A 25,375-nucleotide genomic window follows, 5' to 3' on the forward strand; every position below is an offset into this window, starting at 1 on the left:
CCGACACGCGAGGTGTCACGCCTGCGATGAAGAGAGCGGCGAGGTCTCGTCCTCGTCTTCGTCGCTGTACTGGTCGGCCCACTTGTCGACGTACTCGTCCTCGCTGTGGTGGCCGAGCTCGCGCTCGAGCGCGGAGTAGTTCACGTTGTAGGTGTCGTACTTCAGCTCGCGAGCAATCTTGGTGTGCTTCGCCTTCTGACGGCCACGCCCCATGCGAGACCCCCTCATTTAGGATCGCGGGCTATTCTGCAGGCTCTCAGCCTCGCAAACCCGGGCATTCACGAATCCGGCTTCGAACCGGTAAGAGTAGCATTCAGGATAACACGGAGCCCCCGTACCCCGGCGGCTCCGACGCCAGCGGTGGAGGAGGAGTGCGGACATATGACCGACGAGGCATCCGAGCCGGAAGGCGATGCGGCGACCGATGAGAGCCTGCACGGGGCGGTGATCGCGGGCGTCATCCCCGACCAGTCGCCGCGGGTCCTGAAGGAGGCCGCGCGCTACGCGCAGCTGTTCCAGGCACCGCTCGTGGTCGTGCACGTCGACGTCACGCGCTTCGTCACCTACGAGGACCCGGACGGGTACGTCCACTCCGCACCCATCGACATCAACATCGCCGCCGGCGAAGGGGAGCTCGCGAAGGTGCAGGACGCCGCAGCATCCGTCCTCGGCGATTCCGGACCGGAATGGACCGTGCGCCAGCTCGTCGGCGACCCCGCGATGGCCATCAAGCACTTCGCCGACCAGATCGACGCTCGCCTCCTCGTCGTCGGCACCCGCAAGCGCGGCTTCGGGGAGTCGGTGCGCGAGTTCTTCACCGGCTCGGTGGGGGCCCGCCTCGCACACCGGCAGCACCGACCGATCCTGATCGTGCCGCTCGGCGAGCCGGTTCCCGACGACGAGGAGATCTGGCCCGCCTGACCGAGGCGAACGCCCTGGGTCTCTGACGAGACCCAGGGCGTTCGACGGACGGATGCTGCAGCTCAGCCGCGCAGCGCGCGTGTCACGTCGCGCGCCACCCGGTCGAGCTCGCTCGCGAGCTGGTCGACGACGGCCGCGGCGAGCTCGCCGCCGCGGGCGACGTGGACGCGGACGTCGCCGCGCACGTTCGCGCGGAACTCGTTCACGAGGGCGTCGACGCGCTGCACCTGCTCGCGGCTGCGCACGCGGGGGTCGTCCTCGCGCGAGGGCTGCGGCGTGGACTCGCGTTCGTCGCGCGACGCGGCGGCGAGGTCCGCGCGGAGGCTCTTCATCGCCTCGCGGACGCTCCCGCGCACCTCGTCGGCGATGAGCCGCACGGAGTCCGCGAGGCCCGCCTCGATGCCCTCGAGCTCACCCGCGCGCGACTGCACCTCGGCGTGGCCGGCCTCGGTGATCGCGTACACGGTCTTGCGTCCGTCGACGGTCTTGGTCACGAGGCCCTCCTCTTCGAGCTTCGCCAGCCGCGGGTAGATGGTGCCGGCGCTCGGGGTGTAGGTGCCCCCGGTGCGGTCCGACAGGGCCTGCATGATGTCGTACCCGTGGCGGGGCCCTTCATCGAGCAGGTTCAGCAGGTACAGGCGCAGGTCGCCGTGCGAGAAAACGGGGGCCATGGTTCACAGCCCTTCTCGGTCGAAGCCGGCCGTCGCTTCACCGGCGGCCGCTTCGTCGACGCCGGCAGCCGGGGCTGACGCCGGCTGGGCCGACGCCTCGGCCGGAGCCGACGCCGGACCCGACGCCGGGGCGTCGACGGACGGCGGGGGCGCAGCATCCGTCACCGGAGTGGCCGCGCGGCGCAGCACGGTGATGTCGCCCGAGACGCTGTGGGCGCGCACGTCGGCGAAGCTGCCGCTGAGCTCGCCGACCGAGCCGGCGTAGTTGGTGGTGCGGCCGGTGCCGTTGCCGGAGCGCACGACGCCGTCGATCTGGACCTTGCCGCTGACGCTGCGGATGACATAGTTGGCCGGGTGGCCCTCGTCGAGGCGCACCGTCGAGGTGCCGCTGACGGTGTTGAGGCCGACCGACAGGATGTCGCCGGTCGAGTCCACGAGCACGGATCCCGAGACGGTGTCGATGGTGGCCTTGCGGAGCGTTCCGGTGGCGGCCACGTCGCCCGAGACGCTGTTGGCGTTGAGGGCTCCGACGAGTTCGCGCACCTGCACGTCGCCGGAGACGGCGTTGACCGAGAGGTCGCCGGCGAGACCGTCGACGATGATGTCGCCCGACACGGTGTTGAGCGAAGCGCCGGCCCGCAGGCCCGACACGAGGGCGCTCGCGCTGACGACGCCGAGGGTCAGGGCCACGTCGCGCGGGACTGCGACGCTGATCTCGGCCTTGGGGCCCGAGGCGCCGAAGTTGCGGAACACCTCGAGGAAGTTGTCCCAGCGAAGCTGCGGGTGGTCGATCTCGACGTGGTCGTCGGCGACCTCGATGCGGAGGTCCTTGACGGTGACCTCGTGCACCTCGATGCGGATGCCGGGCTCGTCGTGGGCGATGACGTCGACCTGCCCGCCGACGAGGCCGATCTTGAGCGTGCGCGCGGTCTCGATGTCGATGACGCGCGTCTCGCCCGGGTGGATGATCCACTTCTCCAGGGTCATGACTGCTTCTCCTGCGGTCTCTAGGGGTGATCCGTATCGCGATATATCGCGTGATACGAGAGTAACACGATATATCGCGTCTGTGTCAACAGCGTGGTCGTCGATGTTCAGGTTCTTCCGGGTTTGGGGCGCACGGCGACCGTTTGGGCGCCCGTCGCGCGCCCCAACAGCGTGCGATGCGCCCCAAAACCCAGAAGGGGACGGATGCTGCGGCTTGACCTTGACGCAGCGTCAACCTTTAGCGTGGTCAGCGACGACGAAGAGAACGGAAGGAGGTCGTCATGGATGACGAGCGGGAGTGGTCGATCCAGCAGATCGCGAAGCTCGCCGGCACGACGAGCCGGACGCTGCGCCACTACGACGACATCGGTCTGCTCCCGCCGTCGAGCATCGGCCGCAACGGCTACCGGTACTACGGCCGTGCCGCACTCGTACGGCTGCAGCGCATCCTGCTGCTGCGCGAACTGGGGCTCGGACTGCCGCAGATCGCGGCGGTGATCGAGCGCGAGACCGGAGAGGTGCCCGCCCTCGAGGCGCACCTCGCGTGGCTCCGGCAGGAACAGGATCGGCTGGCGCGGCAGATCGCGTCGGTCGAGAACACGATCAGTGCAGTGAGAGGAGGTGAACGACTGATGGCAGAGAACATGTTCGACGGCTTCGATCACACGCAGTACAAGGACGAGGTCGAGCAGCGCTGGGGTAAGAAGGCGTACGCCGACAGCGACCGCTGGTGGCGCTCGATGAGCGCCGACGAGAAGTCCGCGTGGCAGCAGCGCGCCTCGGACCTCGGCCGTGACTGGATCGCAGCGGCGGAATCCGGGATCGCTCCCGACAGCGAACAGGCCCAGGCGGTCGCGAAGCGGCATGTCGAGTGGCTGGCCGGCATCCCCGGCACCCCTGCGGCGGCGCCCGGCGGCGACGTGAGGGGCTACGTGATCGGCCTCGGCGAGATGTACGTCGCCGACCCGCGGTTCGGCGCGAACTATGCGACGAGCCAGGGCGGCACGCACGGCCCCGAGTTCGTGCGTGACGCGCTCCGCGTGTACGCGGAGACGAACCTGTAGATCGGAACCTGAAGCACACCAGACGGACGGATGCCGCGGCCACCGGTGGCCGCGGCATCCGTGCGTCAGATGGGTGCAGGGGTCAGGTGCCTCGTCCGCCGCTGATGACCCGGAACAGGAAGGCGATCAGGGCGATGACACCGACGATGATGGCCACCCACAGCAGCCAGCTCAGCGCCGAATTGAGGCCGCCGACGATCGCAAGGATGATCGCGACGACGATGATGATGATCAGGGCGAGGTTCATAGGAGCTTCTCCTTCTTCGTCGTCGATGCATGTGATGCATCGCGTGCCTCGTGGGCACACCTCGACAGTGGCACCGGGCCTTCGGCGTCCGTAGGGGGTTGACGACGCCGGTTTTGCGGTGATACGCCGGGCCGACCGGCGTTGCGCTAGGGCGATCCGACGGGTGCTGTCAACCCCCGTGAGCGTTCCGCGCCGCATCCGTAGCTTCCCGGTATGAGCACATCCGCGACCGATCCGACGACCGCTCACCACGAAGAGGGCTTCCCTGCGCAGCAGCAGGAGCAGCCGGGCGTCACCGACGAGACGCGTCCCGAACCGGACCACGGCGAACAGTCGTACCGGGGCTCCGGGCGCCTCGACGGTCGGCGGGCCCTGATCACGGGCGGTGACTCCGGCATCGGCCGGGCCGTGGCGATCGCGTTCGCGCGCGAGGGTGCGGATGTGGCACTGACCTACATGCCCGAGGAGCAGAAGGACGCGGACGAGACCGCGCGCTGGATCACCGAGGCAGGTGCGCGCGCACTGTCTTTGGAAGGCGACCTGCGCGAGGAGGAGTTTTGCGCCGAGATCGTCGAGCGCGCCGTAGCCGAGTTCGGCGGGCTCGATCTTCTCGTGCTCAACGCGGCGTATCAGAAGGACCGCGAGGGTCTGGACAAGCTCGAGACCGCCGAGATGGAGCGGGTGTTCCGCACCAACCTCTTCGCGCAGATCTTCACCGCCCGCGCCGCGATCCCCCACCTGGAGCCCGGAGCGTCGATCATCGTGACCACCTCGATCCAGGCCTTCAACCCATCGCCCGGGCTCATCGACTACGCCATGACGAAGGCGGCGCAGGTCGCCTTCGTCAAGGCGCTCGCGCAGGAGCTCGGCGAGAAGGGGATCCGTGTGAACGGTGTCGCCCCCGGCCCGATCTGGACCCCGCTCATCCCCGCCACCGGCTGGGATGCAGAGCGCCTCGAGTCGTTCGGACAGGACACGCCGCTCGGTCGCGCAGGGCAGCCCGCCGAACTCGCCGGCGCGTACGTCTACCTCGCGAGCGACGAGGCGTCGTACACCTCGGGGGCGATCCTGCCGGTCACCGGGGGCAAGGGCCTGTGACACCCGCACCCGCCACGGCGGGAGCGATCAGGGAAGGAGGAAGCGATGCCCGCAGGACGCGGATCGAACCTGAAGGATCGCGACATGTACGAGGAGCTCCGCAAGGAGGGTGCCTCGAAGGAGAAGGCGGCGCGCATCTCGAACGCCGCGGCGAGCCAGGGCCGCAAGAAGGTCGGCAGGCGTGGTGGCAACGCGAAGGATTACGAGGACCGGACGGTCCCGGAGCTGCGCAAGCGCGCGAAGGAGCTCGGACTGAGGGGCTACTCGGGCAAGAAGAAGTCCGAGCTCATCTCGATGATCCGCAACCACTGAGACCGGGGGAGACTCGGCCGGCGGGTAACCCGAGCCCGTCGGCCGACCCCACGACCCCGGTAGCGTGAACGGATGCCGAAGCTCGTCCGCGTCCGTCCCTACGAGGACCCCGGCTTCCGTCGGCTGCGCGCAGGCTCGGGCTTCCGGTACGTCGACGCCAAGGGCCGCCCGCCCGGACCCCGCCACCTCGCGCGCATCCAGGCGCTGGTGATCCCGCCCGCGTGGAAGGACGTGTGGATCAGCACGCGACCCGACGGTCACATCCAGGCGGTCGGTGTGGACGACGCCGGCCGCAGGCAGTACATCTATCACCCCGACTGGACCGCGGGCCGGGATCGCGGCAAGTTCGCGCGGGCGCTGGCGCTCGCCGAGGCGCTGCCGCGGGCTCGCGCGCGGGTGACGACATCGATCCGCCGCGAGGTTCTCGACCGCGAACGCGTGCTCGCCGTCGCCTTCCGGCTCCTCGATGAGGCCGCGCCGCGCATCGGCTCCGAGCGTTACCTCGCTGCGCACGGCAGCCGGGGGCTCACGACTCTGCAGCGACGGGATGCTGCGGTGGAGGCATCCATCGTCACCTTCGCGTTTCCCGGGAAGAGCGGCAAGCACCAGATGCTCGAGCTCGACGACGCCGACCTCGCCGCCGCCATCGAGCTGCTCGCCACGGGACGCCCGCGGTCGCCGCTGCTCGCGTGGCAGCGCGGGAGCCGGCGGGTGCCGCTGACCCCGGCCGAGGTGAACGCCTACGTGCGGTCGCTGACGGGCGGCAGGTTCACCGCCAAGGACTTCCGGACGCTCCGCGGCACGATCCTCGCCGCTGAGGCGCTCGCGCGCATCGGCACCGTCGACACCAAGACCGAGCGCAAGCGCGCCGAGGTGCTCGCCGTGCGCGCGACCGCCGAGGCGCTCGGCAACACGCCGTCCGTCGCGCGCGGCTCGTACATCGACCCGCGGGTCTTCGCCCGGTACGCCGACGGGCACCTCCTCGACCTCTCCAAGACAGGCGAGTCCGCGATCCGGGCGCTGCTGCTGAAGCCCGCACGGCGAGGCGGCGAGCCCGAGCTCGCGGAGGAGGTCGAGCTCGTGGAGGAGGTCGAGCTCGCGGAGGAGGTCGAGCTCGCGGAGTAGCGTGAAGGGATGCCGCAGCCCGTCGATCCCCGGATCCTCGGGGTCACGGTGGCCGGCGGCGCGATCGGCGTGCTCGCCCGCGGGCTCGTGCTCGACCCGGTGGCGGATCCGACGGCTGTGCCGTGGGTGACGCTCGGGATCAACGTGGTCGGCTCGCTGATCCTCGGAGTCGTCGTGGGCTGGCTCGACGACCGCCGCCCGGTCCTCCGCTCGTTCCTCGGCACGGGGATCATGGGCGGCTTCACGACCTACAGCGCCTTCGCGGTGGCCACGGCGCTCTGGGTCGCGACGCCGTGGCTCGCGGCGGGGCTGGCCGCAGCATCCGTCATCGCGGGTGTCGGCGGCGCGGTCGTGGGATTGTTCATCGGGCGCCGGATCGCCGACCGGCCGGGCGAGATCGAATACCCGGAGGACGCCGAGTGAGCCCGTGGCTGCTGCTCGCCGCGCTCGCGGGCGGAGTGGGAGCAGGGCTGCGGTATCTCGTCGACCGGTGGCTCACGCCCGCCGCGGGCGTGCGGTTCCCGGTCGGGATCCTCGTGGTGAACGTCTCGGGCTCGTTCGTACTCGGCGTGATCACCGGGCTGGGCGCGGCCATCGCACCCGAGCTGTCGCTCGTGCTCGGGCTGGGCCTGCTCGGCGGCTACACGACGTTCAGCACGGTGTCGGTCGAGACCGTGCTGCTCGCTCAGCGCAAGCGCTGGCGGCACGCCGCGCTGAACCTCTTCGGCACGCTCGCGCTCGCCGCCGTCGCGGCCGGTCTTGGGCTGCTGCTCGGGGGAGCGGTTTCATGAGAGCCGCATGAAATACTGAAACGCGATACATCTTCGTATCGTCCGGGCTCCCGCCCTCCCCCTGCATCACCACACCAGCGAAGGCCTCCGTGTGTCGAACCTCGCCGTTCTGAGTCTCAAGAACCGCGCGCTCATCGCGCTCATCACGATCGTCGCCGCCATCTTCGGCGGCCTCGCCCTCACGAATCTCAAGCAGGAGCTCATCCCCTCGATCGAGTTCCCCGCGCTCATCGTCGTCTCGACGTACCCGGGCGCGTCGCCCGAGGTCGTGAGCAACGACGTGTCGGTGCCGATCGAGACCGCCATCCAGGGCGTTCCCGGGCTCGAGTCGACGAGCGCGACGAGCACCACCAACGCGTCGGTCGTGCAGGCGTCCTTCACCTACGGCACCGATCTCGCGACCGCCGAGCAGAAGATGACGCAGGCGATCAACCGCATCAAGTCCCAGCTTCCGGCCGAGGTCGAGCCGAACGTGATCTCAGCGAGCATCGACGACTTCCCCGTCATCCAGCTGGCCGTGACGGGCTACGACGACGAGGCGACGATCCAGGCTCAGCTCGAGGCATCCGTCATCCCCGACCTCGAGGATGTCGCGGGCGTCAACGCCGCCCAGATCGTCGGCGGCGTGGGCCAGCGCGTCACGATCACCCCCGACCAGGCCGAGCTCGCGGCGTCGGGTTACACGCAGCAGGCGATCCGCGACGCGCTCGACCAGAACGGCGTGCTGTTCCCCGGCGGGGAGATCACCGAGGGCGACGAGACGCTCACGGTGCAGACCGGCGCGAAGATCTCGTCGGTCGACGAGATCGCGGCGCTGCCGCTCGTGCCCTCCACCGCCGATCAGTTCGTCGCGGGCCCGAAGACCATCGCCGACGTGGCGGCCGTGGCGGAAGAAGCCGACCCCGTCACGACGATCTCGCGCGTGAACGGCGAGCCCGCCCTCACGATCGCTGTCACGAAGCTGCCCGCCGCCAACACGGTCGACGTGTCGCGCGGCGTGCTCGCGGTGCTTCCCGACCTCGAGGACTCGCTCGACGGCGCCGAGTTCACGGTCGTGTTCGACCAGGCGCCGTACATCCAGGAGTCGATCGACACCCTCGCGAAGGAGGGCCTGCTGGGCCTCGTGTTCGCGGTGCTGGTGATCTTCGTGTTCCTGCTGTCGGTGCGCTCGACGCTCGTGGCGGCGATCTCGATCCCGACGAGCATCCTCATCACCTTCATCGGCCTGCAGGCGTTCGGCTATTCGCTCAACATCCTGACCCTCGGCGCGATCACGATCGCGATCGGGCGCGTGGTCGACGACTCCATCGTCGTCATCGAGAACATCAAGAGGCACTACGTCGGCGACGCCGACAAGGGCGACTCCATCCGCCGTGCGGTGCGAGAGGTGGCCTCGGCCATCACGGCGTCGACGATCGTGACCGTCGCGGTGTTCCTGCCGATCGCGTTCGTCGGCGACGTCACGGGAGAGCTGTTCCGGCCGTTCGCGATGACGGTGACCATCGCCATGACCGCGTCGCTGTTCGTGGCGCTGACCATCGTGCCGGTGCTCGCGTACTGGTTCCTCAAGCCCGGCAAGCCGATCCTCGACGCCGAAGGCGTCGCGGTCGACCCGGAAGACCCGGCCGCGCCGCCGAGCCGGCTGCAGAAGACATACCTGCCGATCCTCCGCTGGACGCTCCGGCACTCGTGGATCACCCTCGGCCTCGCCGTGCTGGTGCTCGTCGGCACGATCGCCGCCGCGCCGTTCATGAAGACCAACTTCCTGGGCGACTCGGGCCAGAACACCTTCACGATGACGCAGGACATCGGCCCCGCGCCCTCGCTCGAGGCGGAGAGCGCCGCCGCGGAGCAGGTCGAGGAGGTGCTCCTCGGCATCGACGGCATCGAGACGGTGCAGGTGTCGATCGGCTCGAGCGGCTCCGCCCTGCGCGACGCCTTCTCAGGCGGCGGCAGCGGCATCACCTACTCGATCACCACCGACCCGGACGTCGACCAGGTCGCACTGCGGGAAGAGGTGCAGGCTGCGGTCGCCGACCTCGACGACGCCGGCGAGATCGCCGTCGCGTCGGGCGGCGGCGGCGGCTTCGGCTCCACCGACATCGCGATCGATGTCACCGCTCCCGACTCGTCGACCCTGCAGGATGCGACGGATGCGGTGATCTCGGCCGTCGAAGGAGCCGACGGCGTGGGCCAGGTGACGAGCAACCTGTCGGCCTCGCTGCCGTACATCGCCGTGACGGTTGACCGCGACAAGGCCGCGGAGCTCGGCCTCTCGGAGGTCGCGGTCGGTGCGCTCGTGTCGAACACGATGCAGCCGCAGTCGATCGGCACGGTCGAGATCGACGACACGGCGCTGACGGTGTACCTGGCGGCGTCCGAGACGCCCGCGTCGCTCGACGACCTGCGTCAGCTGCAGGTGCCCAGCGCCACCGGTCCGATCGCTCTCGAAGAGGTCGCGACGGTCGAAGAGAGCGAGGGCCCGACCTCGATCACCACCGAGGGCGGCCAGCGCACGTCGACCGTCACGGTGACCCCGTCGACCGACGACCTGCAGACCGCGACGGCCTCGGTCACGACGGCGCTCGCCGACGCCGACCTGCCGTCGTCGGCCGACGCAACGCTCGGCGGCGTCGTGACGCAGCAGCAGGACGCGTTCTCGCAGCTCGGCCTGGCCCTCCTCGCCGCGATCCTGATCGTCTACATCGTGATGGTCGCGACCTTCAAGTCGCTGCGCCAGCCGCTGCTGCTGCTCGTTTCGGTGCCGTTCGCGGCGACCGGCGCGATCCTGCTGCAGATCATCACGGGCGTGCCGCTCGGCGTCGCCTCCCTCATCGGTGTGCTGATGCTCATCGGAATCGTGGTGACGAACGCGATCGTGCTCGTCGACCTCGTGAACCAGTACCGCGAGAGGGGTCTGACGGCGCACGACGCCACCGTGGCGGGTGGCTCGCGACGCCTCCGGCCGATCCTCATGACGGCGCTCGCGACGATCTTCGCGCTCACGCCGATGGCTCTCGGGATCACCGGCCAGGGCGGCTTCATCTCGCAGCCCCTCGCCATCGTCGTGATCGGCGGCCTCGTATCGTCGACCGTGCTGACGCTGCTCGTGCTGCCCACGCTGTACAACCTCGTCGAGGGTGCGAAGGAGCGTCGCGCCGAGCGCCGCCGACGCCGCGACGAAGGCGATGGCGGTGGCGGCCCGGCTCCTGAGGGCGATGGGCCTGACGGCGGCACGGATGCTGCGGCGGCGGGGGCTCTCGTAGGCGCCGGCGTCGGTGCGGGCCTGAGTGCGGCTGGGACGGAGGCTTCGGGCGGGCTTGCCGGGTCGGGTGCCGCGGACGGCGCCGGGGCTGCCGGCGCGGCTGGTGCGGCGGCGTTCGAGACCCGCCGGCAGCGGCGGCAGCGTGATGCAGGCGCGGCGGCTGCGGCCGAGACCGCGGAGGTCGTGGTCCCCGTGATCGAGGAGGGGCCTGACGTCGAGGTGTCGGACTCGACCCCTGCGCCCGCCGGGGCCGAGGTGGTGATGCAGTCGGCGGATGAGCCGGCGGAGGCGGGGGAGCCTGTGGAGGCGGAGGAGCCTGCGGCGCAGGCGACGGCTGCGGAGCCCGCGGCGAGCGAACCCGAGGCTGGTCCGGAGCCGGACGCCGAGGTGTCGGACGCGGCGCCCGCCCCGGGAGACCCGGACGCCGCCGTCTCGCACCGGTCTGAGGGCGAGACCGAGGAGCCGGAGTCCACGCCGGCGCCGACCGATCACGCGGAGCACGTGGAGTCCGGGGCGGCGAGCGACGCCGAGCCGGCGGCCGACGTGGAGCTCGACCAGGCTGGTGAGCCGGACGTCGAGGGCAAGCCGGACGCCGCAGTCGCGGACGACTCCGATACCGACGTCGATGCGCAGCCCTCGGAGTCCGAGGATGCGCAGGAGTCCGCCGAGCAGCCGGCAGAGGACGCGAACGGTGACGGCGCCGAGAAGCCCGAGACCGGCGAGAATCGTGCGGACGACGGTCACTGAGGCATCTCACGCGTCGCAGCGCGATCGACGCCGCGACCAACCCGTGCCGCCGCGCGAATAGCGCGGCCGCAGGGGGGTCACCGCGTCGATGACCGCTGTCCTCGCGACCGTCGTGTCTGTCGGCGCCGGCAGCACCATCGAGAGTCGGCACCCGCGCCGGATGCGCCGACGGACCGGCTGACGCGCGGGCGACCCGGGGACGTCGTCACGCCGCCGGCGCCAGATCTTGGCGCAGTTGCGCTGCCGCAGCAGTCCCAGGCTCCGGGAGAACGGTGATGCGCTCGTTCCATCGCTGTCGCGTCTGCATGGCCCAGAAGACGGCGAAGAGGGTCAGCCCGACCGCCTCGCCGAACAACACCTCCGGGAAGCCGGGGATCGCGTCTTCGATGCCGAACTGCGCCAGAACGGCCAGCCCGACAAGGAAGAGGATGTCGGCAGCCATCGCCACCGCCAGGATCTTGTACCAGAGCTTCTGAGTCTCACTCGCCGGGGTCCGGTCCTCCGGGTCGTTGTCGCGGATCCCGCGGATCCAGACCACGGTGGCGAAGGCGGCAAAGAACAGGAACGTGACGATGTAGTGGATGCTGAAGCTCCACGGGCCGATTCGGAAGTAGGGGAACGCGGCGTTCGACACGAAGGTGAAGAAGAAGAGGGCGACGGCGGTGACCGCGGCGGTCACGGGGACAAGGAGTGCGAACCGCTTCCGCTTCTCCTTGCGCTGGACGATCAGCATCACCACGACGATCACCACGAGGGTGATGATGTAGGTGAGGACCGCGTTCTGCACCTCGGGGAAGGCGGCCTTCGGCAGGCAGCTCTGCTCCTCGCCCTCGCACGTGAACGTGGTCAGACCCTGTTCAGTGGCCTTCACGTCGGTGGGCACGATAGCGATGAGCGGTCCGAAGATCGCGGCGAAGTCGAGAAGCGTCGACGGGCTGGGGAGTCTGAGGGTCCGCTTTCCCAGCGGGATCTTCGCCGCACCTCCCCGGCCGTTCAGCGCGAGCATCGCGAGGGATGCCGCGATGAGGACGCCGACGAACACATTGCGCGCCGGGGTCCAGTAGTAGTAGCTGATCGACCCCTTCACGGATCCGCCGGCCACCGAGGCGATGATCACCCCGATGAAGAGGGCTGCGACGGCGAAGACGAACGACAGCCGCAGATAGCGGTGGGTCTTCAGCGCCGCGGTGATGAAGTCGGGCTGTTCATCCTGGGCTTGCTGCTGCGGGACGATCTTCCCATTCGTCGTGTCGGTCATCACTGCTCCCATGCAGAGAAAATGACTCGCCGCGACGCGTTGTGAGCCTGGTTGCCGCTGTCGCGACTTGCGCTCGCCCCCAGCGGAGCGCCTGCGCGTCATCGTACCGCTGCCGATATTGCGACGGGAACAGGGTCCTGTCTCGGTCCGCAAGTGCGGACACGCGCTTCGGCCCGGTGCGCCGTGAGACGCACCGGGCCGAAGTGTGGTGGATCAGACGCCGGAGCGGCGCTTGTTGTAGACGTCGAACGCAACCGCCAGGAGGAGCACGAGACCCTTCACGGCCTGCTGCCACTCGATGCCGATGCCCATGATCGACATGCCGTTGTTCAGCACGCCGATGATCAGACCACCGATGATGGCGCCGCCGATCGTGCCGACGCCGCCCTGGACGGCGGCGCCGCCGATGAACGCGGCCGAGATCGCCTCGAGCTCGAACCCGTCACCCGCCTTGGGACCGGCGAGGTTCAGGCGGGCCGTGAAGATGAGGCCGGCGAGCGCGGCGAGGAAGCCCATGTTGACGAACAGCCAGAAGTCGACGCGGCGCGTCTTGATGCCCGAGAGCTCGGCGGCGTGGCGGTTGCCGCCGATCGCGTAGATGTGGCGACCGAACACAGTGCGGTTCATGACCACTCCGTACACGAGGATCAGGACCGCGAGGATGATCAGCGTGACCGGGATGCCCTTGTACGACGCGAGCGCCCACGTGAACCAGCCGATGACCGCCGAGACGAGCACGAGCTTGATGACGAACCAGGTGAGCGGCTCGACCTCCTGGCCGTACTTCTGGCGGCCGGCGCGAGTGCGCACCTGCTGGACGATGAGCGCGACGATCGCGACCGCGCCGATGAGGAGCGTGAAGACATCGGGGTCGCTCTCGCCGAAGATGCTGGTGAGGAAGCCGTTTCCGAGCGCGCGGTACTCCGTCGGGAACGAGCCGATGTTCTGGTTGCCGAGCACCACGAGGGCGAGACCGCGGAAGATGAGCATGCCCGCGAGCGTGACGATGAACGCCGGGATGCCCGCGAAGGCGACCCAGAAGCCCTGCCACGCACCGACGAGCGCGCCGATCGCGAGTGACAGGAGCACCGAAAGCCACCACGGCAGGCCCCACTGCACGGCGAAGACACCCGAGCAGGCGCCGACGAACGCGGCGACCGAGCCCACCGACAGGTCGATGTGGCCCGCGATGATGACCATCACCATGCCGATCGCCAGGACGAGGATGTACCCGTTCTGGACGACCAGGTTGGAGATGTTCTGCGGTCGCAGGATGATGCCGTTGGTGAGGATCGCGAACAGCGCCACCACGGCGATGAGCGCGATGAAGATGCCGTTCTTGCCGAGGTCGCTGAGGACGTGGCTGAGCCAGCTCGTGAACTTGTTCTCGGGCGGGTTGATGTTCGATCCGACGGCGGTGCCGGAGTTGGTCATGGTGTCTGACATGTCTGCGTCTCCTGCTGGGCCGCTCAGCGCGGCTTCTCCATGGTCATGAGCTTGAGGACGGACTCGGGCGTCGCCTCTTCGATGGGCAGCTCGCCGGTGATGCGTCCCTCCGAGAGGGCGTACACGCGGTCCGAGATCCCGAGGAGCTCGGGGAGCTCCGACGAGATCACGATGATCCCCTTGCCGGATGCTGCCAGCTTGTTGATGATCGTGTAGATCTCGTACTTCGCACCGACGTCGATGCCGCGCGTGGGCTCATCGAGGATCAGCACGTCGGGGTTCGAGTAGATCCACTTCGAGAGCACGACCTTCTGCTGGTTGCCGCCCGACAGCTTGCCCGTCTTGACGAGCACGTTCGGCGCCTTGATGTTCATGCTCTTGCGGAAGTCGTTGGCGATCTTGAACTCTTCGTTGTCGTCGACGAGGCCGCCCTTGGTGAGCTGGCCCAGCGACGCCATCGAAATGTTCCGCTTGATGTCCTCGATGAGGTTGAGGCCGTAGGTCTTGCGGTCCTCGGTCGCGTACGCGAGACCGTTCTCGATCGCCTCGGCGACGGTGCGGGTCTTGATCTCCTTGCCGCGCATGAAGACCTTGCCCGAGATGCGGCTGCCGTACGAGTGGCCGAAGAGGCTCATCGCGAACTCGGTGCGGCCGGCGCCCATGAGCCCCGCGATGCCGACGATCTCGCCGGCCCGGACCGTGAGCGAGACGTTGTCCACCACCACGCGTGACGGGTCTTGCGGGTGATGGGCCGTCCACTCCTCGACCCGCAGCAGCTCCTCGCCGATCTGCGGCTCGTGGTCGGGGTAGCGGTGCTCGAGGTCGCGACCGACCATGTCTTTGATGATGCGGTCCTCGGTGACGTCGAGCTTCGCGATCGTCTCGATGGTCTTCCCGTCGCGGATGACGGTCACCGTGTCCGCGACCTTCTTGATCTCGTTCAGCTTGTGGCTGATGATGATCGATGTGATCCCCTGTTCGCGCAGGCTCAGGATCAGTTCGAGCAGGTGGTCGGAGTCCTCGTCGTTGAGGGCGGCCGTCGGCTCGTCGAGGATGAGGAGCTTGACCTCCTTCGAAAGCGCCTTGGCGATCTCGACGAGCTGCTGCTTGCCGACTCCGATCTGATTGATGGTCGTCGTCGGATTGTCGCGGAGGCCGACTCGTTTGAGCAGCTCACCCGCCTCGAAGTTCGTCTTGTTCCAGTCGATCAGCCCACCGGTCTTGCGCTCGTTGTTGAGGAAGATGTTCTCGGCGATCGAGAGGTAGGGGCTCAGCGCGAGCTCCTGGTGGATGATGACGATGCCCTTCGCCTCGCTGTCGTTGAGGTTCTTGAACTCGACCTCTTCGCCGGCGTAGATGATCTGACCGTCGTACGTGCCGTGCGGGTACACACCCGACAGCACCTTCATGAGTGTGGACTTGCCGGCGCCGTTCTCGCCGCAGATCGCATGGATCTCGCCGCGCTGCACCTCGAAGTTGACGTTCGAGAGCGCCTTGACGCCGGGGAATGTCTTGGTGATGCCACGCATCTCGAGAATCGTGTTCGTCACGTTCGCCGACTTCCTCGTAGGGCTGACAGGGAGGGTGGTGGTGTCGGCGGCGGCGGGGTGCGTTTCCCCGCCGCCGCCGAGTTTCGGTGCGGACCGGTGGCCCCGGCTCAGAGGCCGAGGTCCTCCTCGGTCCAGTAGCCGGTGTCGACGAGCGCCTCTTCGACGTTGTCCTTGATGACCGGAACCGGCGCGAGCAGGTACGACGGGACGACCTTCACGTCGTTGTCGTAGGTCTCCGTGTCGTTGACCTCGGGCTCCTCGTCGTTGAGCAGGGCGACGGCCATGCCGGCCGCGACCTTGGCGAGCTCACGGGTGTCCTTGAAGATCGTGGCGTACTGCTCGCCCGACAGGATCGCCTTGACCGAGTCGACCTCGGCGTCCTGACCCGAGATGATCGGCCAGTCCTCACCGACCGAGTAGCCGGCATCGGTGAGGGCCGAGATGATGCCGCGCGAGATGCCGTCGTAGGGCGAGAGGACGGCGTCCACCTCGGTGCCATCCGAGTAGTTCGCCGTGAGGATGTCCTCCATGCGGCTCTGCGCGGTCTCGCCGTCCCAGCGAAGCGTGGCGACCTGCTCGATGTCGGTCTGACCCGACTTCACGACGAGCGTGCCTTCATCGATGTAGGGCTGCAGGACGTCCATCGCACCGTCGAAGAAGAAGAACGCGTTGTTGTCGTCGAGCGAGCCGGCGAACAGCTCGATGTTGAACGGGCCCGCGGGCGCCCCGTCGGTCGGATTGCCCTCGAGGTCGGTCAGGCCGAGGCCGTTGAGGACGGTCCACGCCTGCTGCTGGCCGACGAGGAAGTTGTCGAACGTCGCGTAGTAGTCGACGTTCTCCGTGCCCTTGATGAGGCGGTCGTAGGCGATGACCGGGATGTCGGCATCTGCGGCGGTCTGGAGCACCTCCGAGAGGGTGGTGCCGTCGATCGAGGCGACGATCAGCGCCTCGGCGCCCTTGGTGATCATGTTCTCGATCTGCGAGACCTGCGTGGGGATGTCGTCCTCTGCGTACTGCAGGTCGACGCTGTAACCCTCGTCCTCGAGCGCCGCCTTGACGGCGTTGCCGTCGGCGATCCAGCGCTCAGAGCTCTTGGTGGGCATTGCGACACCGATCAGGCCGCTGTCGCCGCCGCCGTCGCCGGCGGCGCCGCCGCCCGCGCAGCCCGACAGGAGGAGCGCGCCTGCCGCGACCGCGGCGAACACAAACTTCTTCGCTTTCACTGTGATTCCTTTCATCGTGACGTTGACGTCTTCGTCTTGGAGCGTTCTTCAGTTGTGGACCGGGAGGTGTGGGAGTGAGTGGCCGGAGCGCCCCGATCCGCGGGTTCGGGCGTCGGCGCGCGATGCGACTCGTAGAGCCTTTCGATCTGGTCCTGCGGCAGTGCGAGGACGGCGCCGTGGTCACGAGCGAGGTGGACGATCCGGGCGACCTCTTCGGTGAACGAGGCGACTCTCGCCGCATCGTCGACGTTGGAGCCCACGGCGATGGCGCCGCGTGCGGGAAGGATCGCGACCGGCGCCCGTCCACCGAGTAGCGCGTCGGTCAGCGCCCTGCCGGCGTCTTCGTCCGAGCCCGCCTCGGGCACGAGCGGCACGGGGCCGCCGAACTCCTCGGCGATCGTCGCGAGGGCACACGGGATCGACTCACCTCGGGCTGCCCAGGCCGATGTGTACGGAGCAGCACTCGAGACGATCCCGCCGATGGCCGACGAGAACGCGTACACGTGGCCGTGCAGACGGGCCTGGCCGTGCGGCCGGCCCTTGCTGCCCGGCGTCCCCGCGATCACCGCCCCGTCGAGGTCGCACAGGACGAGGTTTTCCGGGGCCACGTCCTGCACGCGGATCCCCGCGGGAGTGACGACGAACAGGTCGGCTCCGGGGATACGACCGGAGACGGCGCCGCCGGCGGCGTGGATGGCGCCGGCGCTGACGAGCTCAGCGTGGGCGGCGGCCACATCAGAGCGCGTGCGGGCGATCGCCACCTCGGTGCGCACTCCGCTCACGTATCTCTCGCGGAGCTCGGCGTCCCTGCCGTGCGTCACGTCGTCTCCCTCGTTGGAATGAACCTCTCGCGGTGTGATCGGCGTGTGACCGTTCACATCGAAGAACTATAGCCATCACCGCGATCGAAATGTCAATCGGGAATTGTCTCGGGTTCGTAACGGCGGGATCGTCACGCGGCGGGCGCGGTCGATCCGCGCACGATCAGCTCGGGTGCGATCGTCGACGGGCTCGGCGACTCGAGCCCGTCGGCGGGCCCGAGCAGCAGCTCGACGCAGCGACGGCCGAGCTCGGCGAAGTCCTGCCGCACCGTGGTCAGCGGCGGCCAGAAATGCGCCGCCTCGGGGATGTCGTCGAACCCGATGACGCTGAGGTCCCTCGGTACGTCCAGGCCCTCGTCGCGGGCGGCATGGATGAAGCCCAGAGCCATCTGGTCGTTCGACGAGAAGACGGCCGTGAAGTCCCGCACCCGCAGCAGCTCACGGCCGGCGTAGTAGCCGAAGTCCGCCGTCCAGTCTCCGAGGATCGGAGCCGTCGTCGGTACGTCGCTGGCACCCAGCTCCTCGAGGAATCCGCGCATCCGAGCCTCGGCCTCGATCCAGTCCTGCGGCCCAGCGAGATGGTAGATGCCACGATGTCCAAGGCTGATCAGGTGTTTCGTCGCCATCCGTGCACCGGCGACCTGGTCCACCGAGAGCATGTGATCGACGTCCAGGTCGGTGGACTGGAGCGTGACGTACGGGATGTCGAGCGCCTGCGCAGCGAGGGCGCGGACCACCCGCACCTGCGGTGCGATGACGACCAGGCCTTCGATCGACTGCGCTCGCAGGTGCGCGAGACCTTCCGGGATGGAACCCGGGTCGGACGCGTCGATGTTCGCCGTGCTCACCCAGTAGCCGCGCAGCCGGGCGGCTGCCTCGATCGCGGCGATGCTCGACGCGGGCCCGTACATCGAACTCGACGCCGCGAGGATCCCGATCGTCTGGGATCTGCTCGTCACCAGGGCCCGAGCCGCCTGGTTCGGCCGGTAGTTGAGCTCGGCCATCACCTGGTTGACGCGATCCCGCGTCTCAGGGCGCACACTGGGATGATCGTTGAGCACGCGGGACACGGTCTGGTACGACACGTTGGCCAGGCGCGCGACATCCCGGATGCTCGGCCGGCGGCCGTTGGCGTCGTCGCTCATCTCAGTTCCGTCGAAGTATGTGTACGGTCACAAACAGACTGGCACAAAAGTAGGTCAGGCGCCCAGAATGGGGATGTGACAGTCACATGAGCCGCTCGTTCGGCGACGTGAGCGTCACATCGTCACATGCCAAGGAGGGCATCGATGGATTTCGCGAAGTATCTCCCGCTCAGCCAGCGCCGGCCGGCGGACGAGGTCAACGTCACCGGTGACCGTCGGGCGGAGATCGCCGCCGTGGTGCGCGAAGCGCACCGTCTGATCCTGTCTGCGCCGGAAGGTGAGCGCGATGCCCGCGCGCGGACGTTCGCGGCGAACGCGGGGCTGGCCATGCCTGCGCCGCCCGCCGACTCCGCCGACGCCCTTCCGGCGTCGGCCGACGCGATCGAGTCGGGCGATCGTCGCAAGATCGCCGAGCTCGAACGAGTGGTCGAGGCGGCGCTGCGTCTCAGCGACGCCCTGGGCCTGAATGCCGAAATCGCGCCACTCACCTACGGCGCGGTCGCCATGTATGCGTCCACCACCGCCCCGTTCGACCGGCGCGCCGCGATCTCCGGGCACAGCGTCGTGGCTGTCGACGGAGACTGGCGGCTCGGACAAGGCCCAGAGCTTCACGGGACCGCGGAAGGGATCGTCCGCTTCCTCACCGGGCTGAGCGACGTCCCACCGCGTCCGCCGGCGCGATGATTCCCGTCAGCCGCCGGAAGTGAGCGCGCCCGCCACGCCGGTGACGACCATGTAGAGACCGATGACTCCGGCGATCACCCAGATGCCGATGCGCGTGGCCGACACGCGGGGACGGTCGTCGGGCTTGGGCACACTTCCAGCGTAACCCAGTCGGCAGTGGCACCGCGGCGAGCCACTCGCGTCCGCGCAGAGGCACTACGATGCGGGCATGCCGTTGCTCCGAGCCGTGGTTCTGCCGGGGCTCGGAGCGATCGCCGTGCTGGCCACGGCTGGGCGGGCGATCCGGCACCTCGGCGGCCACGACCCACGCGAGGATCAGGCTGTGCGTGCGCTGCAGGACGCATTCGGCCACCGGCCGGGGGAGGGCGAGGCCGCCGTCCCGGCTGACCCGGCCGACCCTCGCGAGCGGATCGACCGAGTGACCGAGCCGCTCTCGTGGTACTCCGGCGTGCCGCAGACCATCGCGAACGGGGCGATCTGGTGCGGTATCACCTGGTTGCTGACGCGCGACCGGCGCGCAGCGGTCGCCCCTGCGGTGGTGCTCGCCCTGGAGACCGCGTGCTTCGTCGCATCCGCGGGGCTCGTCGGACGGACACGACCCGAAGGGGTGTGGCGCCCGGAGCAGCCGCACGCGACATCGTCGTTCCCCTCCGGGCACACGGCTGCAGCTTTCGCGCTCCACGGCACTCTCGCCGATCTGCTCGACAGCCGCGGCACCCGCGGCGCCCGGCTCCTCGGCCCGCTCCTGCGATACGGCATTCCCGGAGCGATCGCGTTCTCGCGGGTCTACCGCGGCCAGCACCACATCTCGGACACCGTCGCGGGCGCCATGCTGGGACGGTGGAGCGCCGCGGTGGTGCGGCGAGAACTGATCTCGTCGTAGGCGGGCGGGACGCCGCCGCGCGGGTCGTGCAGTCGCCCGATACCAATCCGTTCCGGGTGATGCGCCCCAGTGCAGCCCGTCTGCGGAGCGCGCGACAGGGGTCACCGTCGGCCTCATGGGGCGAGGATGGTGATGTGGAATCACCCGCCGCCTTCATCGACCGCACTCTGCGGGCCGAGGCGTCGGAGTGGCGCACCTGGGCGGACGGCGATGCGTCGGTCGGCGGGCTGCGGGTCTACGGGGCGTCGGTCGGCGCGATCCGCGGCACCGTCCGTGACGCGCTCCGGCGACATCGCGGACTCCAGCACGACGAGATCACGGCACTCGCATCGGAGCTGTGGGCGGCGCCTGTCTTCGAGCGTCGCTTCGCAGCGATCGTGCTGCTGCAGGGGCAGGTCGACACGCTCAGCGCCAGCGACCTCACCCGCATCGAGGGGTTCCTCCGTGACGGCCGCATCCCCGCTCTCATCGAGCCGCTGGCCCTGGACGTGGTGCGACCGCTGCTCGCCCGCCTCACGGGCACGGAGGCAGAACGCGCCCGGCGCATCGTGACCCGCTGGGCCTCGGCCGATGCTGAAGGCCTCAGTGCTGCTGCTGCCCTCCTCTGAGGGCCCGGGCACCCGCGACCACGGCGAGCACGACCGCCTGGGCTCCTCGGATGAGCGTTGACACGACCGGCGCGGGCGCGGATGCCCCGCTTTTCGCGCTCCTGACCGCGGGCGGTGTGCTGATCTCCACGACCGGCACTTGAGACTCGCGAGAGCGTCAGCAGAAGCCCGTCGTCACGCCCGGTCGCTGCCGCCCCGCCTCGACGACTGTGCGGCCTCCATCAGCTCTGCGCCGAGCGTGTCGGTCAGCCAGGCGCACCACGTCGAGACGGTGCGCCACTCGTCGGCGATGATGTCGTACGCATCGGGCGTCCACATCCACTCGGCGGGAGGCTCTCGCCTGCCGACCGCGAGTCGTTTGAGCTGTAGAAGCTGCAGTCGCGGGTGGTCGGTGCGGTAGCCGCGAGGCGCGGTCTTCAGGGCATCGGTGCGCAGGAGCTCGAAGCCTGCGGTGCGCAGCTCCGCGAGCAGCGCGTCGAGATCTTCGGCAGTGCGCGCGTCATCGACAGCATCACGGAAGCGCGCCAGCGCCGCGGGCGGCACGTCATACAGGCCGCCGCCCACCATCAGACCGTCCTCGCTCAGCTGCAGATAGTGCGCCACCCGCGCCTGCGAGACCATGCCGATGTGGAGCTTGTACGGCGTCTTGTCGGCGCTGAAGCGGACGTCGCGATACGGGCGGAAGATCTTGACCGCACCGAACTCGGGCTCGAGCTCGGCACCGAGCGCCTCGAAGGGCCCGCGAACGACCGCGTCGTAGCGAGCCTTGTTGGCCGTCCACCATGTCTTCGTGTTGTCGGCGCGAAGCTCGGCGTAGAAGGAGACGGCGTCGCGATCGAGCCCTTCGAATCCCACCCGCCGATCGTAGCGAGCGGGCGCCGGATAGGGTGGCGGGGTGACAGCGCCTGCCTCGCCGAGCCTTCCGCCTGTGCCGCAGCCGGGCGCCATCTACTTCCTCGGGCGGGTGGTCCTGCGGCCATTGTTCTGGCTGATGTACCGCCCTCGCATCGTCGGCCGAGAGAACGTGCCTGAGCGAGGGCCGGTGCTGCTGGCGAGCAACCACCTTGCATCGCTCGACACGGTCATCATCCCGACGTCCGCGGCCCGCCCCGTGCAGTTCCTCATCAAGTCTTCGTACTTCACCGGCTCAGGGATGTTCGGCCGCATCAAGCGCTGGTTCTTCACATCGATCGGCGGTGTGCCCGTGTACCGTGCCACCGGTCGCGATGCACGCGCCGCGCTCGACGCGGGCAGCAGCATCCTGCGGGCCGGGAGCGTGTTCGCGGTGTTCCCCGAGGGAACCCGCTCCCGCGACGGGAAACTGCACGAGGGCCACGGTGGCGCGGCGTGGATGGCGCGCGACACGGGCGCCGCGGTCGTGCCCGTGGGTTTGATCGGCACCGGCACCGCCAAGCCGCTGGGCCACCTGCTGCCGGGGAGGTCACGCCTCGAGGTGCACTTCGGCAAGCCGCTCGACCTCGCAGACCTGGACGGCGTGCCCGACGGCAAGGCCCGTCGCGAGATCACGGAGCGCATGATGGCCGCCATCGCGCGCCTGAGCGGCCAGCAACGGTCGGGGAGTGTGAACGCCAGTTCGCGTGACTGACGCACCCGCCCGACGCGCACGGCGTTCAGTCGTGAAGCCCGGAGCCGGCTAGCGCGGTGCGTGTTCGCTTTCCACCAGCGCGATCAGGCCGGCCAGGTCGGCCGCAAGCACCTCATCCAATCCGGCCAGGTCAGCGGCGAGTTCCTCCGCTCGTGGTCCGTCGATCTCCGCATGCAGTTCGAGCCGACTCCCCGCGTTCTCACCGTGCGACTCATGGCGGACCGTCAACGTTCCTCCGTCGAGGAAGACGGTGTCCTGGAAGGCGAGCCCGGGGACGATGTCGCTGACCATCATCGGGGTCTCCTCCCCCTCACGCGTCTTCATCACACCGTGCACGCCGGGTCGCAGGGGTCCGTCGAGGCGGATGTACTCCATGCCCGGCGCCCACTCGGGGTGCGTGGTCACGTCGCACCAGCGCGCGTGGAAATACTCGGGGGCAACCCACGATCTCGCGGTGATCACCGGAAACTTCATCATGCAGCGGACCTTGCCTTCGTTCCTCGACCGACGGAGCGAGCCTTCCCGCGTCGTGGCTCGGCTCGAGCACCGATTCTGTCATCGGGATACGACAGCCGACCGCGCGCATCGAAGCGGCACCGCGCGCTCGTGACGCGCCCGGCGTGCTGGCGCCGCCGCCCCCGGCGCTGTTCACTGGTCTCGATGAACAGCCGTGATCCGCACGACCTCACCATCCGCGACATCCGTCAAGAGGATGCCGGGGAGGTGCTCACGCTTCAGCGCGCCGCGTTCGTGCAGGAGGCGCTCATCTACGACACGGTCCGCATGCCGCCTCTCACGCAGAGCCTCGAAGAGCTGCGGGCGGAACTCGCCGAGAATCTGGGCCAGGTCGCGCTGATGGGCTCGAGACTGGTCGGCGCCGTCCGCGCCCGGCGGGAGTCCGAGCTGCTGCTCATCGGCCGGCTCGCGATCGCACCGGATCAGCAGGGTCTCGGCATCGGCTCTCGGCTGCTCTCCGCCGTCGAGGATCGCGGCCGGGGCGCGGGGTGCACCGAAGCCGAGCTGTTCACGGGTTCGCTGAGCGAGGCGAACCTGAGACTGTACCTTCGTCTCGGGTACGAGGAGACGCAGCGCGTCGACGGCGACGACGGCATCCAGCAGGTCTTCCTGCGCAAGCCGCTGCTCTGAACGCAGGCCCGGGGCGGGCGGCCGCGCGCTACCTGCTGCCGTCGCGCCCCCTTCCGGCCTCGTTCCGCTCGGCTGCGACTGCTCGGTGGATGTTGCCGTGGATGTGATCCGCGCCGATGAGTTGGATCACTCCCTCGCGCTCCAGGACGGCCCGCGGGCCGGGCTTCAGCCGGGTCAGGCGGAGCTGGACGCCGGCGTCGCGGGCAAGGCTCACGACGTCCGCCATGCCGGCCGCGCCCTGCGAGTCGACGAAGTTGATGCCACCGCAGTCGAGGACGATCCCGGCCAGTTGCGGATTCGCCTGGATCACCTCGCGCACGCGGTCCTGCAGAGCGTCCGCGGTGGCGAAGAACAGGCCCGCGTCGAACCGCACCACGGCCACGTCGGGCAGGACCTCGTCGCCCGGGTGCGCGTCGACCTCGCGGAAGACCTGTGTGCCACGTTCGCGACCGAGGGTCGGCATCTCCGGGTGCGTGGCCACTGCGACGAGCCAGATCAGCGAGAGTGCGATCCCGATGATCACGCCGGCGAGCACCCCGAAGACCACGGTTCCGAGGAGGGCTGTGATCGCGATCCAGAAGTCGGCCTTCTTCACCCGGAACAGCCGTCGCATCTCCGGGACGTCCATCATGCCGCTGACGACGGCTTCGATGATCAGCGCGGCGAGGACCGCCTTGGGCAAGTCCGAGAAGAGCGGCGCGAGAACGAGCAGTGTCAGCAGAACGGTGACGCCCGAGGTCAGCGACGCCACGCCGGTCTTGGCGCCCGAGCGGTCGTTGAGTGAACTGGCCGACAGGCTGGTGGAGACCGGCATCCCCTGGAACAGTCCGGAGCCGATGTTGGCCATGGACTGGGCGACCGATTCCTGGTTGATGTCGATCTGATAGCGATGCTTCGCCGCGAAGGTGCGCGCGTCGCCCGCGGTCTGGGAGAAGCCGATCATGACCAGGGCCACAGCGGCCAGGGCGACGGTGCCTGCGTGATCCCACAGCTGCTGAAGGTCCGGAACCTCCAGCGCGGGCAGACCTCGGGGCACATCCCCGACCACAGCCACCCCCTTGGCACCGAGGTCGAGAAGCGCGGATGCCAGCAGTCCGCCGACGACGAGCACCAGGGCGCCGGGCACTCGCGGGGCGATCACCCGGAGTCCGAACACGACGACGAGTGAGATGACCCCCACGAGCACCGTGGTCCCGTGCACGTCGCGCAGCGTCCCGAACCACGACCACAGTTCCTGGATCGGGTTCGCGCCCGTGGTCTCGGTACCGGTGAGCTTGGGCAGTTCGCCGATCACGACATCGATCGCCGCGCCGAAGAGAAAGCCGGTGACCACGGCTCGGGAGAGGAACTGGGAGATCCAGCCCATCCTGAAGACGGCGAGCAGGAGGAACAGGATGCCCGAGCCGAGCGTGATGCCGGCGACGAACGAGGCGACGTCCTGCTCGCCGGTGATGCCCGCGGCGAGCACGGCGCTGGCCGCGACCGCCGCGAGCCCTGAACTGGGACCCATCGAGATCTGTCGACTCGTTCCGAAGATCGCATAGAGGATCGCGCCGGCGGCGGCCGCGTAGAGACCGTTCTGCAACGGCACACCGGCGATACCGGCGTAACCCAGGTTCTTCGGGACGATCAGGGCGGCGACGGTGACCCCGGCGATCACGTCGGCGCGCAGCCAGTCGCGCCTGTAGGACCGGAGTTGGCCGACGATCGGAACCCAGGTCGGACGTGCAGCACGGGTCCTCGCCATGGGCATGTCTTACCGCAACGCCCGATGGTT

Annotated in this window: 26 protein-coding genes and 1 pseudogene; 13 read left to right on the forward strand and 14 right to left on the reverse strand. The window is 69.0% G+C overall.

Features of this window, described 5'->3' with window-relative positions; translation table 11 throughout:
* Positions 1–15: 15 nt before the first annotated feature.
* Positions 16–213, reverse strand: coding sequence for a DUF3073 domain-containing protein (locus JNB61_RS08035; RefSeq protein WP_159847825.1), 198 nt, complete (start codon positions 211–213; stop codon positions 16–18).
* 168 nt (positions 214–381) lie between these two features.
* On the opposite strand from JNB61_RS08035, the gene JNB61_RS08040 reads away from it, so the two are divergent.
* Positions 382–921, forward strand: coding sequence for a universal stress protein (locus tag JNB61_RS08040; protein ID WP_220339282.1), 540 nt, complete (start codon positions 382–384; stop codon positions 919–921).
* A 62-nt stretch (positions 922–983) separates the two neighbouring features.
* On the opposite strand, the gene JNB61_RS08045 is transcribed toward JNB61_RS08040, so the two are convergent.
* Positions 984–1,592, reverse strand: a complete 609-nt coding sequence (locus JNB61_RS08045) for a PadR family transcriptional regulator (RefSeq protein WP_220289039.1) — start codon at positions 1,590–1,592, stop codon at positions 984–986.
* A gap of 3 nt (positions 1,593–1,595) precedes the next feature.
* Positions 1,596–2,579 carry a DUF4097 family beta strand repeat-containing protein gene (locus JNB61_RS08050; protein ID WP_220339283.1) on the reverse strand — a complete coding sequence of 328 codons (984 nt, stop codon included), beginning with the start codon at positions 2,577–2,579 and terminating at the stop codon, positions 1,596–1,598.
* A 281-nt stretch (positions 2,580–2,860) separates the two neighbouring features.
* Here JNB61_RS08050 and JNB61_RS08055 point away from each other — a divergent pair, with 281 nt between their 5' ends.
* Positions 2,861–3,643 carry a MerR family transcriptional regulator gene (locus tag JNB61_RS08055; protein WP_220339284.1) on the forward strand — a complete coding sequence of 261 codons (783 nt, stop codon included), beginning with the start codon at positions 2,861–2,863 and terminating at the stop codon, positions 3,641–3,643.
* A gap of 82 nt (positions 3,644–3,725) precedes the next feature.
* Here JNB61_RS08055 and JNB61_RS08060 read toward each other — a convergent pair whose 3' ends face one another.
* Positions 3,726–3,890 (reverse strand): hypothetical protein, encoded by a 165-nt coding sequence (locus tag JNB61_RS08060; RefSeq protein WP_181911764.1) that lies wholly within the window; start codon positions 3,888–3,890, stop codon positions 3,726–3,728.
* A gap of 213 nt (positions 3,891–4,103) precedes the next feature.
* Between JNB61_RS08060 and JNB61_RS08065 the strand changes: the two genes are divergently transcribed.
* The 6 genes and pseudogenes from JNB61_RS08065 to JNB61_RS08090 form a co-directional block, all read left to right on the forward strand.
* Entirely contained in the window at positions 4,104–4,988 is an 885-nt protein-coding gene (locus tag JNB61_RS08065; protein WP_220339285.1) for an SDR family oxidoreductase, read from the forward strand.
* A gap of 45 nt (positions 4,989–5,033) precedes the next feature.
* Complete coding sequence (locus JNB61_RS08070; RefSeq protein WP_220339286.1) at positions 5,034–5,300, forward strand: DUF7218 family protein; 267 nt, start codon at positions 5,034–5,036, stop codon at positions 5,298–5,300.
* A gap of 72 nt (positions 5,301–5,372) precedes the next feature.
* A complete protein-coding gene (locus JNB61_RS08075) occupies positions 5,373–6,425 on the forward strand; it encodes a DNA topoisomerase IB (RefSeq protein ID WP_220339287.1) in 1,053 nt (350 codons plus the stop codon).
* 9 nt (positions 6,426–6,434) lie between these two features.
* On the forward strand, positions 6,435–6,848 hold the full coding sequence (locus tag JNB61_RS08080; protein WP_220289044.1) for a fluoride efflux transporter FluC: 414 nt from the start codon (positions 6,435–6,437) through the stop codon (positions 6,846–6,848).
* A complete protein-coding gene (gene crcB, locus JNB61_RS08085) occupies positions 6,845–7,216 on the forward strand; it encodes a fluoride efflux transporter CrcB (RefSeq protein WP_220289045.1) in 372 nt (123 codons plus the stop codon). Before JNB61_RS08080 ends, crcB begins: the two co-directional genes overlap by 4 nt.
* Before the next feature lie 91 nt (positions 7,217–7,307).
* Positions 7,308–10,472, forward strand: a pseudogene (locus JNB61_RS08090) (efflux RND transporter permease subunit); the annotation flags it as partial.
* A 961-nt stretch (positions 10,473–11,433) separates the two neighbouring features.
* Here the strand turns inward: JNB61_RS08090 and JNB61_RS08095 are convergent.
* From JNB61_RS08095 to JNB61_RS08120, 6 genes are all read right to left on the reverse strand, one after another.
* Positions 11,434–12,486 (reverse strand): hypothetical protein, encoded by a 1,053-nt coding sequence (locus tag JNB61_RS08095; RefSeq protein WP_220289047.1) that lies wholly within the window; start codon positions 12,484–12,486, stop codon positions 11,434–11,436.
* A 213-nt stretch (positions 12,487–12,699) separates the two neighbouring features.
* Positions 12,700–13,932, reverse strand: a complete 1,233-nt coding sequence (gene mmsB / locus JNB61_RS08100; protein WP_159847792.1) for a multiple monosaccharide ABC transporter permease — start codon at positions 13,930–13,932, stop codon at positions 12,700–12,702.
* Between the two features lie 23 nt (positions 13,933–13,955).
* Positions 13,956–15,482: a multiple monosaccharide ABC transporter ATP-binding protein gene (mmsA, locus tag JNB61_RS08105; RefSeq protein ID WP_220289048.1), complete on the reverse strand. Its 1,527-nt coding sequence runs from the start codon at positions 15,480–15,482 to the stop codon at positions 13,956–13,958.
* Positions 15,483–15,589: 107 nt separating this feature from the next.
* Positions 15,590–16,720, reverse strand: coding sequence for a multiple monosaccharide ABC transporter substrate-binding protein (chvE, locus tag JNB61_RS08110; RefSeq protein WP_220339289.1), 1,131 nt, complete (start codon positions 16,718–16,720; stop codon positions 15,590–15,592).
* The gene (locus JNB61_RS08115; RefSeq protein ID WP_220339290.1) at positions 16,717–17,526 is read right to left on the reverse strand and encodes a class II aldolase/adducin family protein; all 810 of its coding nucleotides are present in this window, start codon (positions 17,524–17,526) and stop codon (positions 16,717–16,719) included. Before JNB61_RS08115 ends, chvE begins: the two co-directional genes overlap by 4 nt.
* A gap of 131 nt (positions 17,527–17,657) precedes the next feature.
* Complete coding sequence (locus tag JNB61_RS08120; protein ID WP_220289051.1) at positions 17,658–18,671, reverse strand: LacI family DNA-binding transcriptional regulator; 1,014 nt, start codon at positions 18,669–18,671, stop codon at positions 17,658–17,660.
* A gap of 144 nt (positions 18,672–18,815) precedes the next feature.
* On the opposite strand from JNB61_RS08120, the gene JNB61_RS08125 reads away from it, so the two are divergent.
* Positions 18,816–19,355 carry a hypothetical protein gene (locus tag JNB61_RS08125; RefSeq protein WP_220289052.1) on the forward strand — a complete coding sequence of 180 codons (540 nt, stop codon included), beginning with the start codon at positions 18,816–18,818 and terminating at the stop codon, positions 19,353–19,355.
* A 6-nt stretch (positions 19,356–19,361) separates the two neighbouring features.
* Here the strand turns inward: JNB61_RS08125 and JNB61_RS20245 are convergent, their stop codons facing one another.
* Positions 19,362–19,487: a hypothetical protein gene (locus tag JNB61_RS20245; protein ID WP_262927502.1), complete on the reverse strand. Its 126-nt coding sequence runs from the start codon at positions 19,485–19,487 to the stop codon at positions 19,362–19,364.
* 76 nt (positions 19,488–19,563) lie between these two features.
* Between JNB61_RS20245 and JNB61_RS08130 the strand changes: the two genes are divergently transcribed.
* Together JNB61_RS08130 and JNB61_RS08135 are read left to right on the forward strand one after the other, a co-directional pair.
* Positions 19,564–20,238, forward strand: a complete 675-nt coding sequence (locus tag JNB61_RS08130; protein ID WP_220289053.1) for a phosphatase PAP2 family protein — start codon at positions 19,564–19,566, stop codon at positions 20,236–20,238.
* Between the two features lie 134 nt (positions 20,239–20,372).
* Positions 20,373–20,846 carry a DNA alkylation repair protein gene (locus JNB61_RS08135; RefSeq protein WP_308291227.1) on the forward strand — a complete coding sequence of 158 codons (474 nt, stop codon included), beginning with the start codon at positions 20,373–20,375 and terminating at the stop codon, positions 20,844–20,846.
* A 174-nt stretch (positions 20,847–21,020) separates the two neighbouring features.
* On the opposite strand, the gene JNB61_RS08140 is transcribed toward JNB61_RS08135, so the two are convergent.
* Entirely contained in the window at positions 21,021–21,701 is a 681-nt protein-coding gene (locus tag JNB61_RS08140; RefSeq protein WP_220339292.1) for a DUF2461 domain-containing protein, read from the reverse strand.
* Positions 21,702–21,741: 40 nt separating this feature from the next.
* Here JNB61_RS08140 and JNB61_RS08145 point away from each other — a divergent pair, with 40 nt between their 5' ends.
* A complete protein-coding gene (locus JNB61_RS08145) occupies positions 21,742–22,452 on the forward strand; it encodes a lysophospholipid acyltransferase family protein (protein WP_308289157.1) in 711 nt (236 codons plus the stop codon).
* A gap of 48 nt (positions 22,453–22,500) precedes the next feature.
* On the opposite strand, the gene JNB61_RS08150 is transcribed toward JNB61_RS08145, so the two are convergent.
* On the reverse strand, positions 22,501–22,929 hold the full coding sequence (locus JNB61_RS08150; protein ID WP_220289055.1) for a hypothetical protein: 429 nt from the start codon (positions 22,927–22,929) through the stop codon (positions 22,501–22,503).
* Between the two features lie 183 nt (positions 22,930–23,112).
* Between JNB61_RS08150 and JNB61_RS08155 the strand changes: the two genes are divergently transcribed.
* Positions 23,113–23,598 carry a GNAT family N-acetyltransferase gene (locus tag JNB61_RS08155; protein ID WP_220289056.1) on the forward strand — a complete coding sequence of 162 codons (486 nt, stop codon included), beginning with the start codon at positions 23,113–23,115 and terminating at the stop codon, positions 23,596–23,598.
* Positions 23,599–23,626: 28 nt separating this feature from the next.
* Here JNB61_RS08155 and JNB61_RS08160 read toward each other — a convergent pair whose 3' ends face one another.
* The gene (locus JNB61_RS08160) at positions 23,627–25,345 is read right to left on the reverse strand and encodes a SulP family inorganic anion transporter (protein ID WP_220339293.1); all 1,719 of its coding nucleotides are present in this window, start codon (positions 25,343–25,345) and stop codon (positions 23,627–23,629) included.
* Positions 25,346–25,375 lie beyond the last annotated feature (30 nt).

Origin of the sequence: Microbacterium ureisolvens, from assembly GCF_019511645.1 — a bacterium.
Classification (GTDB): Bacteria; Actinomycetota; Actinomycetes; order Actinomycetales; family Microbacteriaceae; genus Microbacterium; species Microbacterium ureisolvens_A.